The organism is Enterococcus sp. AZ011, assembly GCF_050548355.1.
Classification (GTDB): Bacteria; Bacillota; Bacilli; order Lactobacillales; family Enterococcaceae; genus Enterococcus; species Enterococcus faecalis.
Genome location: NZ_CP172959.1, coordinates 1,565,758 through 1,580,983, shown reverse-complemented (window position 1 = coordinate 1,580,983; position 15,226 = coordinate 1,565,758). Strand labels below are relative to the sequence as shown.

At 36.4% G+C, this 15,226-nt stretch carries 12 protein-coding genes; 11 read left to right on the top strand and 1 reads right to left on the bottom strand.

Annotated features, from left to right (window positions below):
- Positions 1 to 165 precede the first annotated feature (165 nt).
- Both gelE and sprE read left to right on the top strand, forming a co-directional pair.
- On the top strand, positions 166 to 1,698 hold the full coding sequence (gelE, locus tag IGL36_RS07660; protein WP_002371937.1) for a M4 family metallopeptidase coccolysin: 1,533 nt from the start codon (positions 166 to 168) through the stop codon (positions 1,696 to 1,698).
- A gap of 48 nt (positions 1,699 to 1,746) precedes the next feature.
- Positions 1,747 to 2,601, top strand: a complete 855-nt coding sequence (gene sprE / locus IGL36_RS07655; protein WP_024041544.1) for a serine proteinase SprE — start codon at positions 1,747 to 1,749, stop codon at positions 2,599 to 2,601.
- A gap of 147 nt (positions 2,602 to 2,748) precedes the next feature.
- Here sprE and IGL36_RS07650 read toward each other — a convergent pair whose 3' ends face one another.
- On the bottom strand, positions 2,749 to 3,579 hold the full coding sequence (locus IGL36_RS07650) for an MBL fold metallo-hydrolase (protein WP_002369253.1): 831 nt from the start codon (positions 3,577 to 3,579) through the stop codon (positions 2,749 to 2,751).
- A 391-nt stretch (positions 3,580 to 3,970) separates the two neighbouring features.
- Here IGL36_RS07650 and IGL36_RS07645 point away from each other — a divergent pair, with 391 nt between their 5' ends.
- The 9 genes from IGL36_RS07645 to IGL36_RS07605 all read left to right on the top strand — a co-directional run bounded on the left by IGL36_RS07645 (position 3,971) and on the right by IGL36_RS07605 (position 15,211).
- Positions 3,971 to 4,825, top strand: a complete 855-nt coding sequence (locus IGL36_RS07645; RefSeq protein ID WP_002398379.1) for a LysR family transcriptional regulator — start codon at positions 3,971 to 3,973, stop codon at positions 4,823 to 4,825.
- Between the two features lie 381 nt (positions 4,826 to 5,206).
- Positions 5,207 to 6,595 carry an MFS transporter gene (locus tag IGL36_RS07640; protein WP_265342276.1) on the top strand — a complete coding sequence of 463 codons (1,389 nt, stop codon included), beginning with the start codon at positions 5,207 to 5,209 and terminating at the stop codon, positions 6,593 to 6,595.
- A 41-nt stretch (positions 6,596 to 6,636) separates the two neighbouring features.
- Positions 6,637 to 8,697: an LTA synthase family protein gene (locus IGL36_RS07635; protein WP_002398377.1), complete on the top strand. Its 2,061-nt coding sequence runs from the start codon at positions 6,637 to 6,639 to the stop codon at positions 8,695 to 8,697.
- 500 nt (positions 8,698 to 9,197) lie between these two features.
- Positions 9,198 to 10,043 (top strand): glycosyltransferase family 8 protein, encoded by an 846-nt coding sequence (locus tag IGL36_RS07630; RefSeq protein ID WP_002398375.1) that lies wholly within the window; start codon positions 9,198 to 9,200, stop codon positions 10,041 to 10,043.
- Positions 10,033 to 10,935 (top strand): glycosyltransferase family 8 protein, encoded by a 903-nt coding sequence (locus IGL36_RS07625; protein ID WP_002382420.1) that lies wholly within the window; start codon positions 10,033 to 10,035, stop codon positions 10,933 to 10,935. Before IGL36_RS07630 ends, IGL36_RS07625 begins: the two co-directional genes overlap by 11 nt.
- 385 nt (positions 10,936 to 11,320) lie before the next feature.
- Positions 11,321 to 12,052 carry a GntR family transcriptional regulator gene (locus IGL36_RS07620; RefSeq protein WP_002360115.1) on the top strand — a complete coding sequence of 244 codons (732 nt, stop codon included), beginning with the start codon at positions 11,321 to 11,323 and terminating at the stop codon, positions 12,050 to 12,052.
- A gap of 11 nt (positions 12,053 to 12,063) precedes the next feature.
- Positions 12,064 to 13,236 carry an SIS domain-containing protein gene (gene agaS, locus IGL36_RS07615; protein WP_002398374.1) on the top strand — a complete coding sequence of 391 codons (1,173 nt, stop codon included), beginning with the start codon at positions 12,064 to 12,066 and terminating at the stop codon, positions 13,234 to 13,236.
- A 22-nt stretch (positions 13,237 to 13,258) separates the two neighbouring features.
- The gene (gene lacD, locus IGL36_RS07610; protein ID WP_002357245.1) at positions 13,259 to 14,254 is read left to right on the top strand and encodes a tagatose-bisphosphate aldolase; all 996 of its coding nucleotides are present in this window, start codon (positions 13,259 to 13,261) and stop codon (positions 14,252 to 14,254) included.
- A 15-nt stretch (positions 14,255 to 14,269) separates the two neighbouring features.
- On the top strand, positions 14,270 to 15,211 hold the full coding sequence (locus IGL36_RS07605; RefSeq protein WP_010717016.1) for a hexose kinase: 942 nt from the start codon (positions 14,270 to 14,272) through the stop codon (positions 15,209 to 15,211).
- Positions 15,212 to 15,226 lie beyond the last annotated feature (15 nt).

Sequence of the window (15,226 nt, the reverse complement as noted above, 5' to 3'; positions counted from 1 at the left end):
TAAGGAATTTAGATAGTGCCGGTTAGGTAGTTGTCTATAATGAAAATAGCAACAAATATTTACGCAGGGAAAGGGGCGGTCGTTTAACGGGAAAAATTAGGGAGGATAAAGCAATACTTTTGTTGGGAAAAGAAATAAAAGGAAACTGGGGAAGGAGTTAATTGTTTGATGAAGGGAAATAAAATTTTATACATTTTAGGTACAGGCATCTTTGTTGGAAGTTCATGTCTATTTTCTTCACTTTTTGTAGCAGCAGAAGAACAAGTTTATTCAGAAAGTGAAGTTTCAACAGTTTTATCGAAGTTGGAAAAGGAGGCAATTTCTGAGGCAGCTGCTGAACAATATACGGTTGTAGATCGAAAAGAAGATGCGTGGGGTATGAAGCATCTTAAGTTAGAAAAGCAAACGGAAGGCGTTACTGTTGATTCAGATAATGTGATTATTCATTTAGATAAAAACGGTGCAGTAACAAGTGTTACAGGAAATCCAGTTGATCAAGTAGTGAAAATTCAATCGGTTGATGCAATCGGTGAAGAAGGAGTTAAAAAAATTATTGCTTCTGATAATCCAGAAACTAAAGATATTGTCTTTTTAGCTATTGACAAACGTGTAAATAATGAAGGGCAATTATTTTATAAAGTCAGAGTAACTTCTTCACCAACTGGTGACCCCGTATCATTGGTTTATAAAGTGAACGCTACAGATGGAACAATTATGGAAAAACAAGATTTAACGGAACATGTCGGTAGTGAAGTAACGTTAAAAAACTCTTTTCAAGTAACGTTTAATGTACCAGTTGAAAAAAGCAATACGGGAATTGCTTTACACGGAACGGATAACACAGGGGTTTACCATGCAGTAGTTGATGGCAAAAATAATTATTCTATTATTCAAGCGCCATCACTAGCGACATTAAATCAGAATGCTGTTGACGCCTATACACATGGAAAATTTGTGAAAACATATTATGAAGATCATTTCCAACGACACAGTATTGATGATCGAGGGATGCCCATCTTGTCAGTTGTTGATGAACAACATCCAGATGCTTATGACAATGCTTTTTGGGATGGAAAAGCAATGCGTTATGGTGAAACAAGTACACCAACAGGAAAAACGTATGCTTCCTCTTTAGATGTAGTTGGTCATGAAATGACACATGGTGTGACGGAACATACTGCCGGTTTAGAATATTTAGGACAATCAGGTGCGTTGAATGAATCTTATTCTGATTTGATGGGTTATATTATTTCGGGTGCATCTAATCCAGAAATTGGTGCGGATACTCAGAGTGTTGACCGAAAAACAGGTATTCGAAATTTACAAACACCAAGTAAACACGGACAACCAGAAACCATGGCTCAATACGACGATCGAGCACGGTATAAAGGAACGCCTTATTATGATCAAGGCGGTGTTCATTATAATAGTGGAATTATTAATCGGATTGGTTACACCATTATCCAGAACTTAGGCATTGAAAAAGCACAGACTATTTTCTACAGCTCATTAGTAAATTACTTAACACCTAAAGCACAATTCAGTGATGCTCGTGATGCGATGCTTGCTGCTGCAAAAGTTCAATATGGCGATGAAGCAGCTTCAGTGGTGTCAGCAGCCTTTAACTCTGCTGGAATCGGAGCTAAAGAAGACATTCAGGTAAACCAACCAAGTGAATCTGTTCTAGTCAATGAATAAAAAAAATTCCCCAATTAAATAAAAATGGATAAGGAGTGGCATAATCTTATGAAAAAGTTCTCCATACGAAAAATTAGTGCTGGTTTTTTGTTTCTGATTTTAGTAACTTTGATCGCCGGTTTTAGCTTGTCTGCAAATGCAGAAGAGTATATCGTTCCTGCCGAAAGTCATTCACGACAAAAAAGATCGTTACTGGACCCTGAGGACAGAAGACAAGAAGTGGCAGATACAACCGAAGCGCCTTTTGCGTCAATCGGAAGAATCATTTCCCCTGCCAGTAAACCAGGCTATATTTCTTTAGGAACAGGCTTTGTTGTTGGAACTAATACAATTGTCACCAATAATCATGTGGCTGAAAGTTTTAAGAATGCCAAAGTATTAAATCCGAATGCCAAAGATGATGCTTGGTTTTATCCAGGTCGAGATGGCAGTGCGACACCATTTGGCAAATTCAAAGTGATTGATGTAGCTTTTTCCCCGAATGCGGATATTGCGGTCGTGACTGTCGGCAAACAAAACGATCGTCCTGATGGCCCAGAGTTGGGAGAAATTTTAACGCCATTTGTTTTGAAAAAGTTTGAATCTTCAGATACCCATGTCACAATATCAGGCTATCCAGGTGAGAAAAACCACACGCAATGGTCTCATGAAAATAATTTGTTTACATCTAACTTTACAGACTTAGAAAATCCATTACTATTTTATGATATCGATACAACCGGTGGTCAATCTGGTTCACCAATCTATAATGCTCAGTTTGAAGTAGTTGGTGTTCATTCCAATGGTGGCATTAAGCAAACAGGAAATCATGGTCAAAGACTAAATGAAGTGAATTATAACTTTATTGTTAATCGAGTGAATGAAGAAGAAAATAAACGTTTATCCGCTGTGCCAGCAGCGTAAAGAACCATAAAAATACTCGGAATTTCCAGAATCACGGGAAATTTCGAGTATTTTTGTTTTTTAAGATAGTGTAAGTTACGATAAAAGTACCTTGTAATTATCGGTTAAAAGCATATAATAGTGCTGAAAAGAAGGCAAATAATCCGATTAAGTTAGTATTTCTAAACCATCATAACTCGTAATGATTTCATGCTTTTGAGATAAAGCCGCCATCTCCGCATAAGACAAGCCGCCATTGTGAGAAAAATGGTTGGCAACGTAAATCGTTTTATCTGTGACGAGTTTTCTTTCTTTTAATTCTGCAATTAATTTTAAATTTTCTTCCCAATTCATATGACTATTGCCAGTTTCGTTTGTTTGACTAGTACAATCTAAAGAAACAATACTAAGAAGTAAGTGGCTCTTTTCAAGATATTCAAACATTTCTGACGTAAAGTAACCTGTATCATGGGTGGATAAAAAAGCATCTTTACCATCGTCTATAACGAAAATAAAACAATCTTCACTGAAATTTCCATGTTGTGCAGGAAGGGGATAAATCGTATAGTTCGCAATAGTAAAACATTTGTAGGGCTGAATAACCTGATAATGTAATCGGGTATCGTCTTGACGACCTTCTAAATCAAAGGCGCGCTGATAAAACGTCTTAACTGCTTCATTTCCGTAAACAGTTAAACGATTGGGAATATCTAATGCATAACCAGACATTCGATAAGCCAAATCCTCGCCGTAAAAATGATCGGAATGCCAATGAGAGATTAGTAAAGAGTCAAAGTCTGCAAAACACAAGTCGTACTGCAACAGGTGTAAATAAGAATCCCCTGGAAAATCAATCAGCAGGACATCATCAATAATTAATTGAGTTTGTGTACGAATTTCTCGTCCTTTTTTCTCTCGAGCGTACTTACATAATTTACAATTACAAAAAATTCCTGGAATCCGTTCTGCTGCACCCGTACCTAAATAGTTGATTTTCATTGGGAGTACCTAACCTTTCTTTGACATTCTTCATACTTAGTAGATAACGCTGAACCTTAAAGTAAATGGGCATGGAAACTGAAACATTTGTTGTGTCCATCTTACCTTTTTTAGAGAAGAATTGAAATGGAATTTCTTAAGTAAATATGCGTAAAATAGAAAAAGCTAGACGCCTTTTTTGATAAGCTGAATTTACTGCGAATGCTCGTACTATTTCCGAAAAAAAGTTTTACCAAAGGCACTTTCATATCCATCTGCTATTAGTTATAGAAAAATAACAAGATGGACATAGCTTATTAGAGCAAAAATAACTACGCTATTGATAAAGAGTGAGGCGTGTTTTGAACAGGTTGCGTGGGGAAATGAATTTGAATAAAAGGGATGACAAAAGATGACTATTGAAAAATTAGAATATTTTTATACCATTGCAAAATATAATAGTATTTCCAAAGCAGCCTCTGAACTCCATGTTAGTAAATCAACCTTAAGTGCGTCATTAAAAGATTTGGAAAGTGAATTGGGCCATTTACTTTTTGACCGTAACGGGAATTCTTTGACGTTAAATTCCTATGGTGATAAAATCGTCCAATCTGTATATATCATTTTAAACGAGGCCAAGAAAATGAAACTTAATTTGCATGAAATGATTGAGAATCCAGTGATGCGTTTAGGTTTTGGAAATACGTCCTTGATGTATAAAGTGACAGAAAACGAGGATCAACTGAATCGTTTTTGGGAATGTTACCATGGTTCATCGTTTGAGTTATTGAATAAATTGGAGAATCATGAGTTGGATTTTGTGATTACTTCTGCAGATGTGAATAGTCCAGTTTTAAAGAAAGAACAATTAATTGAACTAGAAATGTATCTTTGTGTTTCAAGAGAAATTAAACAAGAAATTGAGGAAGAAGGCTTCACCTGTTTGACCAACTATCCATTTCTATTTTTGCCTCATCACTTAGATCATTTAGAAGCTACCAAGAGTGTGCTAGAAATGTTGCAATTAACAAGTCCGCTTGTTTGTTGCTACGATACGTTGATGCTTACTCGTCTCATTGAAAAAAGTAAAGGAGTTTATGCGGTGATCTCTCTTCGGAAAGAACAACTGCAGGAAATTGATTCTAAACTCTTCTTTTTACCGATTGAACGAAAACAAAAATTTTATTTATACCGAAATGTTTCCAGTTCGGTTTTTGTCCAACCTGGTCAAATCAAGGCAACTTTACAAAAGTTGCTAGAGACTTAGCCATTAAAATTACTTTGGAATAGTTACCCAAAATAGCTTTATTCGCTTAGATTTACTTCTGCTGCGGATAAGGCTATTTTTGTTGTTCATTGTTTAAAAGAGATGCTCAATTATGGGACTGTTCGATATTTCTGAACGGAATGTTCAATTATTTAATAACTTAAGAATCGATAAATCGTATCTATTACGGTTCAATTTAAAGGGGTTCTGGTGTATAGTTTGGCTATCTAAAGATTTACTTTTTTAAGTATAAAATAACTAAATGGCAAGGAATATAAAGAACTGTTGATACGTGAGTACTTGCGATAACTGTGTCGTTAGAAGTTTAAGTGTCATTGTTGCTTTTCCTGTTTTATGTAGTTGCTAGAAAGGACTGTTTTTATGATCGATAGAAAAAAAGTTATTTTGTATACTTGTTGCATGAGTTTGTTTGTAGTGACCATGGATGTTACGGTTGTCAATGTGGCGTTACCATCCATTCAAAGTGATTTTCACACGAATCTGTCTACATTACAGTGGGTAACAGATGGCTACACTTTAATGGTAGCATCCTTATTATTGTTGTCTGGGTCTACAGCAGACCGAATTGGCCGTAAACGAGTCCTTCAATTGGGCTTAGCCTGTTTTGGTTTAGCGTCTTTCCTATGTGGGATTTCGCAAACCCCAGGGCAATTGATTGCGTTTCGCATGTTGCAAGGGATTGGTGGTTCTATGTTAAATCCGGTAGCAATGTCTATTATTACACAGGTATTTACCGAAAAGTTAGAAAGAGCGAAAGCAATTGGCTTGTGGGGCTCTGTTACAGGGATTTCCTTAGGCATGGGCCCGATTATTGGCGGACTAATTGTTTCTTATTTTAGCTGGCGGTATGTCTTTTTTGTAAATGTACCGATCATTGCTGCGGCAATTATCCTTACACAAAAGTTTGTACCTGAGTCAAAAGTAGAGAAAACGGCGAAAAATGATTTTGTTGGTCAAGCATTGATGATTCTTTTTCTATTTAGTTCTATCTATTCCATTATCGGACTACCTAGAAAAGGGCTTTTCGCGCCAGATATTTTAAGTACTGGGATAATCGGCTGTTTAGCCATTGTCATTTTCTTTATTTATGAATATAACATTGACAATCCGTTAATCAACCCGCGTTTCTTTTTATCTATTCCATTTACATCGGCTTCTTTTTTAGCTATTTTTGGCTTTATCATATATAACGGCTATTTATTTTTAAACACGCTATATTTGCAAGAGATGAGAGGCTTCAGCCCGTTGGAAGCTGGCTTATCAACCATTCCTTTGGCTTTTGTTAGTTTTCTTGTTGCACCGAGAGCCGGCGAAATGTTAGGGAGAATAGGGACGAAACGTCCTATTATGCTTTGTGGTATTTCAATGTTGGCTGTTAGCTTTTTACAATTATTTGTAACTAAAACAACGCCTATGATTATTTTATTTGTTATTTATATCTTTTTAGGCATTGGGTTTGGGATGTTAAATTCACCGATTACCATTACAGCGATTGAAGGAATGCCACTTTCTCAGTCAGGAACGGCAGCAGCCATTGCGGTGGCATGTAAGCAAATTGGCAATTCTTTAGGTGTTGCGCTACCAAGTCTTTTAATTACAAAGCCTATTACTAGTTCGCTTACTCGAACACCTTTTACAAACGTATGGCTTTTATTTGGATGCTGCGCCATTGCGATTATCTTTTTAAGTTATTTATCCAATTCTCCGCTAGCGAAAAAGTCATTGCGCAGAGTTAGGTTTTATTTTTAACAAATCAAGATTTTTTTGAAGGGAAAGGAAGACAAACTTAGATGAAAAAAATAAATAACCGATTAGGACTCTTTTTATTTTTTGTTTTACTCTTTTGGGCAAAAACGATTCTGGCGTATTACCTAGATTTCTCATTGGGCGTTAAGGGCAGTCTCCAGCGAGAAATTTTATGGTTCAATCCAGTTGCTACTACGCTGTTATTATTTGGTTTTAGTTTGTATTTTAAAAAGCATAAAACATTTATGCTTAGCTTAACTCTTTTAAATGTTTTAAATACATTAATTTTATATTTGAATATTATTTTTTATCGTGAATTCACTGACTTTATTACCATCCAATCTGTTTTTGGCTTTTCAAAAGTTTCAGAAGGAATTTCTGGTGATTTACTTGCCTTAATGAGGGTCCACGATGTCTTTTATTGGCTAGATACTTTAGTGCTGCTCGTTTTGGTATTTTACTCTTTTAAACAGCGACGGAATCATCAAGTCTTTATGACTAAACCTATCAACAGAAGATTGGCGATCTCAATTAGTTGTTTAAGTGTCTCGCTCTTTTCGGTTAACTTATTTTTAAGCGAAACCGATCGTCCTCAATTGCTTCAAAGAATTTTTGATCGTAATTATATTGTAAAATATCTTGGCTTGGATGCATTCACAGCCATCGATGGTGTCAAAACAGCCATGTCAAATGAGGTAAGAGCAGAAGCTAGTTCAAACGAATTACCTGAAATCATGAAATTTACCAAGCAAAACAATTTACCGCTTAATCCGCAGTATGCCGGGATTGCCAAAGGGAAAAATGTATTTGTGATTCATTTAGAAAGTTTTCAACAATTTTTGATTAATATGAAAGTCCAAGGCCAAGAGGTTACACCGTTTTTAAATCAGCTCTATCAAAACAAAGCGACAATCAGTTTTGATAATTTCTTTCATGAAGTAGGGCAAGGAAAAACGAGTGATGCGGAGAACATGTTAGAAACAGGAACATTCGGGCTCCCGCAAGGCTCTCTTTTTACACAATTAGGATCAGACAATACTTTCGAAGCGGCTCCCGCTGTTTTAGGACAAAAAGGCTATACAACCGCTGTTTTCCATGGAAATGTGGGGAGTTTTTGGAATCGAGACCATGTGTATAAAAACTTAGGATATCAATACTTTTTTGATCGGTCATATTTTTCAAAAGATGACAAAATGCTAGGTTACGGTATTTTAGATAAACAATTGTTGCGTGAATCAGCTAGTGAGCTTGAGCATTTACAGCAGCCATTCTATGCGAAGTTTTTAACTGTGACCAATCATACCCCTTATTATACGGATGACCAAAACTTTCCGTTTCCTAAATTGAACACAGGCAATTCGATTGTGGATGATTATGTTCGAACAGCGCACTATTTGGATCAATCGCTAGAACAATTTTTCCATTACTTGCAAACAACAAGTTTATACAATCATTCTATTTTTGTTATTTATGGTGATCACTTCGGTATTTCAGATGCAAACAACAAGGACTTATGTAAAGCCTTCAACCGCGATCCAAAAACGTGGACAAACTATGACAATGCGCAATTGCAAAGAGTACCTTTGATGTTTTACATGCCAGGCTATACGCAAGGGAAAATCATGCACGAATATGGTGGAGAAATTGACGTTTTACCGACACTGTACCATCTTTTAGGTGTCGATGATAAAAATTATATCCATTTTGGCACGGACCTTTTATCTCCTCAATATAAACAAGTGGTTCCTTTTAGAAATGGCGATTTTGTAACGCCTCAATTTTCTTATCTAGGTGGGGAAATCTACAATAATCAAGGAAAAAAATTAGACCAAGTTCCAGCAGATTTAAAAGCAGAAGTCACGAAAGATAACGATTGGGTGAAAAAATCGTTAAGTTTATCTGACAAATTAAATCAGGAAAACCTTTTACGTTTTTATAAACCACAAGGATTCCAAGAAGTGCAACCAAAGGACTACAACTATGATGTGGCTTTTGAAAAAAACAAAGTCTTAGAAGTAGAAAAACAAAAAAATGCACAGTCAACCAGCTTGTTTAGTCAAAATGGCAATCAAACGACAGTCCAAAATTATCCGACTACGCCATAGATCATTTAAGAAGGATAACTTTTGTAAGGGAAAAAGGATCTTGTATGAAGTGAAGAAGGTCAGGACAGAACCGTTTATTTTCGAAGGAATTGGTTCTGTTCCCGCCATTTATCAGGTTTTGAGCCTGGAACAAAAATCCAAAGTGATTTTTGTCCCAGGCTCTTTCGCTCTTTTATTGAGTAAGAAGTCAGTTTAGAATTTATATTAAGTTTCGCTGTACATTTTAAAATTACCATCAACAGAAAATACAACAGGCGGATTTCTAGATAAAAAAATTAGTAAAACAAGTATTAAATAAATAGTATTTTTGAGGATAAAGTAAGAGAAATGTTGTTTTTTTAATAGTTGTTAACGGAAAACAAAATTATTTTATAGCCATAAAATATATTTTTATTATAATTATATTATAAAATAATGAGCATATGATTTGCAGATAAGTTTTTCAGGGCCTATTCTGAATAGGAACTTAGCTATAAAAATAAAAGAGGAGAGTGGTTTTGATGAGAAAAAATCAGAAGATTGTGCCAATTGTGACAGCTTCAGACGAAAATTATGCTCCTTATTTGAATGTAATGATGACAACTGTTTTAGAAAATTGTCATGCGGAGAGACCTGTTCATTTTTATGTGATTGATGATGGGCTGTCGCTATCTAGCAAAAAAGCACTCCAAGAAACGGTTAGTAGTAACTCACAAAATGCGACTGTTGAATTTCTAACAGCAGACAAAGAAGTCTATCAAAATTTTTTAGTGAGTGATCATATTACAACGACCGCATACTTACGCATTTCTTTACCGTCACTTTTACAAAAATATAGCTATAAAAAGGTTCTTTATTTAGATGCAGATACGCTTGTTTTAGATGATATTGTCCAGTTGTATGATACGCCATTAGTGAACCAAACGATTGGCGCGGTTATTGATCCTGGTCAAGCATATGCCTTGAAACGTTTGGGCATCCATTCCTCCGATTATTATTTTAATTCAGGAGTTATGATTATTGATATTGACCGATGGAACGAGAAAGCAATCACGCAAAAAACAATTCAGTATCTAGAAGAAAATGGGGACCGCATAGTTTATCATGACCAAGATGCTTTAAACGCCGTTCTTTATGAAGATTGGCTAGCTTTAGAACCAAGATGGAATATGCAGACGTCTTTAGTTTTTAATCGTCATGAAGCGCCTAATGAAGCCTATCAAAAATTATATACAGCGGGAAATCAAGAGCCAGCGATTATTCATTTTACTGGACACGATAAACCCTGGAATACGTTAGAAAATCATCCTTATACAGCTCTTTATCTAAACAAATTAAAGAAAGTAGGTGCAAGAAATGGAAAATAGAAAAGAATTAGCGATTGTCTCCTGTTGCAATACCAACTTTGTACCGCATCTTGCTGCTATGTTTGTTTCAATTTTAGAAAATAGTCCTTCAGCGGCAGCTGTTCATTTTTATGTGATTGATGACAATATCAATTTTGAAAGCAAGCAACTACTGTATTTTACGATTAAACATACCCAAATCAATGCAGAGTTAACATTTTTAAAAATCAACCCCCATTTTTTCAAAAATGTTGTAACCAGTGAACGAATTCCCAAAACAGCTTACTACAGGATTGCTATTCCAGAGCTGTTTAGAGGAAGCCAGATCGAACGGCTGTTGTATATGGATTGTGACATGATTGCCTTAGATGATGTCGCAAAATTATGGACAGTTGATTTAGGTGAAAATATCATCGCCGCTGTTGAAGATGCAGGGTTCCATCAACGTTTGGAAAAAATGGCGATTCCTGCAGAATCTATGTGTTATTTTAACTCAGGCTTGTTGCTAATCGATGTTAAAAAATGGTTGAATTTAGATGTAACTACTAAAGTCTTAAGATTTATTGAAGAAAATCCAGATAAATTACGTTTCCATGATCAAGATGCATTGAATGCGGTTTTACACGACCGTTGGACCCTGTTGCATCCTAAGTGGAACGCCCAAGGTTATATTCTGTCAAAAGCGAAAAAACATCCAACTATTTATGGAGAAAAACAATATGAAGAAACGAGAAGAGCACCATCCATTATCCACTTTACTGGCCATGTCAAACCTTGGACGAAAGAATTTCAGTGGTATACCAAGCGTTATTATGATCAATATGCGAATAGGACGGCCTTTCGTTGTGTCAACACATTCAATCAATATTTATCTTATACGAAAATTAGCAGAAGGATTGAATATGCTCAATAATGAATATTGTCATGGATTTCGTAAAATCAGTTACTTGTTAGTTGTTGCCAGAACCAAACAATAGAAACGAAGAAGTCGGGATAGAACTGTTTTTCAGATTTTGAGTATGAGACAAAAATCTAAAGTGATTTTTGTCTCATACTCTTTTTTGTCTATTTAAAATAAAGCCAGCAACTGGTATCATATTTAAGGATGGTTTTTTATAAAAAAATGATTTCTTTAGGAAAAAAATATTACAATAAAGAAAAATAAAAAAATGTAAACGTTGTCATTTCAAGGTTATAGCGGTATGAAGATATTTATTAATACTTTTTATTGACAAAATAAAAAAAACCACCGTACTATTGGTTTGTGGTTATAACCAGTTAGGGTAAAGGAGAAAGTTATGGAAAATGCCTTTAAAAACAAAGCTTTGTATCATCAACTTGTTGATTTGCTGCAGGAACGAATCGAAACATGCATGATTCCTCATGACAAGTTGCCCTCTGAACGTGAATTGACTGCACAATATGGAGTGAGTCGGACGACGGTCCGGTTAGCGCTACAAGAACTAGAAAATAGAGGTTCCATCTATCGTCGTCATGGCAAAGGAACATTTGTTTCAGATATAAAAAAAGAGGCCGCTGATTTAGCTGGCGCATATAGTTTTACAGAACAAATGAAAGGGCTGGGTCGAAAACCACATACCCGTATATTATCCTTCGAAAAATTGGAAGCGGATAAATTTATTTGTCAGCATTTGAATCTTTCGTTAGGAGAGGCAGTTTTTAAATTAAGTCGGTTGCGGATTGCTGATAACGAGCCATTAATGGTTGAAGACACATACTTGCCTGTGAAATTTTTCTTATCACTCACGGATCAATTACTACGTAGCAAACCATTATATGATCTATTTTCGGAAGATTTTAAGCAAACCGTTCGTTTAGCTGATGAAGAATTATACGCTAGCATTGCTTCAAAAGAAGATGCCAAATTATTGATGATTCCAGAAGGAGCGCCAGTCCTTCATTTAGCACGCCAGACATATAACATGAAAAATGAAATTATTGAATTTACGTTGAGTGTGGCGCGAGCAGATCAATTTCATTATCAGATACGCCATATTCGGAATAGTTAGGAGAGTTAAGTATGTTTACAGCAGAAAAAGAAGAACTAGAACAACTAGGAGCGGAAATCACGACACGTGAAATTCGTCAGCAACCTGAGCTTTGGCAAGAAACCGTGACACTTTATCATGAAAATCAAACAGCTTTGGAAAACTTTTTAAAAGAAGTCCAAGCCAAAGCGCAAGGAAAACGCACAAGAGTAATTTTTACAGGAGCAGGGACTTCGCAATATGTCGGTGATACGGTTGTACCTTATCTCCGAGCACACGGCGACACACAAGCCTTTTCATTCGAAAGTATTGGGACAACGGATATTGTGGCCAAACCAGAAGATTATCTGATTAAAGACGAACCAACATTGTTAGTTTCGTTTGCAAGAAGTGGAAATAGTCCTGAAAGTTTAGCGGCAGTTGAAGTAGCTAATCAAGTGGTTGAAACAATTCATCATTTAGCGATTACTTGTGCCGAAGAAGGACAACTGGCACAAATAAGCCAAAAAGAAGAAAATAGCTTTTTATTCTTAATGCCAACACGTTCCAATGATGGTGGTTTTGCGATGACTGGTAGCTTTTCTTGCATGACTTTGGGTACATTACTACTCTTTGATCAAACAGCTTTTGAGCAAAAACAAGATTATGTAAACGCTCTAATTAAATTAGGTGAAGAAGTGCTATCCCGTGAAGAAGAATTAAATGAAATTGTTAACCTTGATTTTGAACGAATTGTTTATGTTGGTTCTGGAAGTTTAGCTGGTTTGACAAGAGAAGCGCAATTAAAAATCTTAGAACTAACAGCCGGCAAAGTTGCCACAATTTTTGACTCTTCTATGGGCTTCCGTCATGGACCAAAATCATTTATTAATGAAAAAACAATAATGTTTGGTTTTGTTAATAATACACCATACACAAGAGATTATGACTTGGATATCTTAGAAGAAGTTCACGGTGACGAAATTGCGGCGGGTGTTTTTGCGATTGCTCAACCCGGCAAACGTAATTTCTCAGGTTCAACTATTGAATATTCCGCAGAAACTGCTCTATTACCTGATGGCTATTTAGCATTAGCAGATATTATGGTAGCCCAAACAGTCGCACTTTTAACATCTATTAAAGTTGGAAATAAACCGGATACCCCTTCACCGACAGGTACAGTGAATCGTGTGGTTAAAGGCGTAACGATTTATGACTATAAATAATACAACATTTGGAGGAGGAACTATGCTTACGTTAACAGCTGGAAAAAAAGCGGCAATGGATCGTTTGTCAACCCAAGAAGGAATCATTAGCGCGTTGGCCATTGATCAACGAGGTGCCTTGAAAAAAATGATCAAAGCACTAGATGTAGAGCCAACTGATGCACAAATTGAAACGTTTAAAGAATTAGTCTCGAAAGAATTGACACCTTATGCGTCTGCCATTTTATTGGATCCAGAATATGGATTGCCTGCTGCAAAAGCACGCGATACCGAGGCTGGATTGTTACTCGCTTATGAAAAAACGGGCTATGATGCAACAACTCCGGGACGATTGCCTGATTTACTAGCAGATTGGTCTGTTTTACGCTTGAAAGAAGAAGGCGCAGATGCGATTAAATTTTTACTATACTATGATGTGGATGAGGATCCAGAAATCAATCATCAAAAACATGTATTTATTGAACGCTTAGGGAGTGAATGTGCAGAAGAAGACCTACCATTTTACTTAGAATTAGTTTCTTACGATGCACAAATAGCAGATGCGACTTCTTTAGAATATGCAAAAGTTAAACCGCATAAAGTGAATGAAATGATGAAAGAATTTTCTAAACCCCAATATAAAGTAGATGTATTGAAAGTGGAAGTTCCAGTTAATATGAATTTTGTAGAAGGTTTTGCGCCGGCTGAAACAGCGTATACAAAAGAGGAAGCGGCGAATTATTTCTTAGAACAAAGTCAAGCCACTGATTTACCATTTATCTTTTTAAGTGCCGGTGTCTCAACAGAGCTATTCCAAGAAACACTACGTTTCGCTAAAGAAGCTGGTTCAACATTTAATGGTGTTTTATGTGGCCGTGCTACGTGGAAAAATGGCGTGAAACCTTTCGTTGAAGCAGGAGAAACTGCGGCTTGTGATTGGTTAAAAACAGAAGGCCGAGAAAACATTGAAAGTTTAAATGAAGTCATCGCAGCAACCGCCAGCTCTTGGCATGCGAAAGTTCAAGTAAACGAAGGGTAATTGGGAGGCATAGCTGTGATAGTAACAGTAACAATGAATCCGTCAATTGACATCTCCTACCTATTAGATCATCTAAAGCTTGATACCGTTAATCGGACCAGTCAGGTGACCAAAACCCCTGGTGGCAAAGGACTAAATGTCACTCGCGTTATTCATGATTTAGGTGGAGATGTTATCGCTACCGGCGTTCTTGGTGGTTTTCATGGGGCGTTTATTGCAAACGAGTTAAAGAAAGCAGACATCCCCCAAGCATTTACGTCAATCAAAGAAGAAACACGTGATTCGATTGCGATTTTGCACGAGGGGAATCAAACTGAAATTTTAGAAGCTGGACCGACTGTTTCCCCAGAAGAAATCAGTAACTTCCTTGAAAATTTCGATCAATTAATTAAGCAAGCAGAAATTGTCACAATTTCTGGTAGTTTAGCGAAAGGATTACCGTCAAATTTTTATCAAGAATTAGTTCAAAAAGCTCAAGCACAAGAGGTTAAAGTGCTACTAGATACTTCTGGTGATAGTTTAAGGCAAGTTCTTCAAGGACCATGGAAACCGTATTTAATTAAACCTAATTTAGAGGAACTAGAAGGATTGCTAGAGCAAGATTTTTCAGAAAATCCATTAGCAGCTGTACAAACATCTTTAACAAAACCGATGTTTGCTGGAATTGAATGGATTGTCGTATCTTTAGGAAAAGATGGTGCAATTGCCAAACATCACGATCAATTCTATCGTGTAAAAATTCCAACGATTCACGCTAAAAATCCTGTTGGTTCAGGAGATGCAACCATTGCTGGTCTTGCATATGGACTAGCGAAGGATGCCCCAGCGGCCGAACTGCTAAAATGGGGCATGGCGGCTGGAATGGCTAATGCCCAAGAAAGAACGACTGGGCATGTAGACGTAGAGAACGTGAAGAAACATCTTATGAACATCCAAGTAGTTGAAATTGCTAAATAAAGAGCTTTCTTTATT

Excerpts from the sequence above, each read along its gene's own strand:
- sprE (WP_024041544.1), top strand. The coding sequence starts at position 1,747 with ATGAAAAAGTTCTCCATACGAAAAATTAGTGCTGGTTTTTTGTTTCTG.
- IGL36_RS07650 (WP_002369253.1), bottom strand. The coding sequence starts at position 3,579 with ATGAAAATCAACTATTTAGGTACGGGTGCAGCAGAACGGATTCCAGGA.
- IGL36_RS07645 (WP_002398379.1), top strand. The coding sequence starts at position 3,971 with ATGACTATTGAAAAATTAGAATATTTTTATACCATTGCAAAATATAAT.
- IGL36_RS07640 (WP_265342276.1), top strand. The coding sequence starts at position 5,207 with ATGATCGATAGAAAAAAAGTTATTTTGTATACTTGTTGCATGAGTTTG.
- IGL36_RS07635 (WP_002398377.1), top strand. The coding sequence starts at position 6,637 with ATGAAAAAAATAAATAACCGATTAGGACTCTTTTTATTTTTTGTTTTA.
- IGL36_RS07630 (WP_002398375.1), top strand. The coding sequence starts at position 9,198 with ATGAGAAAAAATCAGAAGATTGTGCCAATTGTGACAGCTTCAGACGAA.
- IGL36_RS07625 (WP_002382420.1), top strand. The coding sequence starts at position 10,033 with ATGGAAAATAGAAAAGAATTAGCGATTGTCTCCTGTTGCAATACCAAC.
- IGL36_RS07620 (WP_002360115.1), top strand. The coding sequence starts at position 11,321 with ATGGAAAATGCCTTTAAAAACAAAGCTTTGTATCATCAACTTGTTGAT.
- agaS (WP_002398374.1), top strand. The coding sequence starts at position 12,064 with ATGTTTACAGCAGAAAAAGAAGAACTAGAACAACTAGGAGCGGAAATC.
- lacD (WP_002357245.1), top strand. The coding sequence starts at position 13,259 with ATGCTTACGTTAACAGCTGGAAAAAAAGCGGCAATGGATCGTTTGTCA.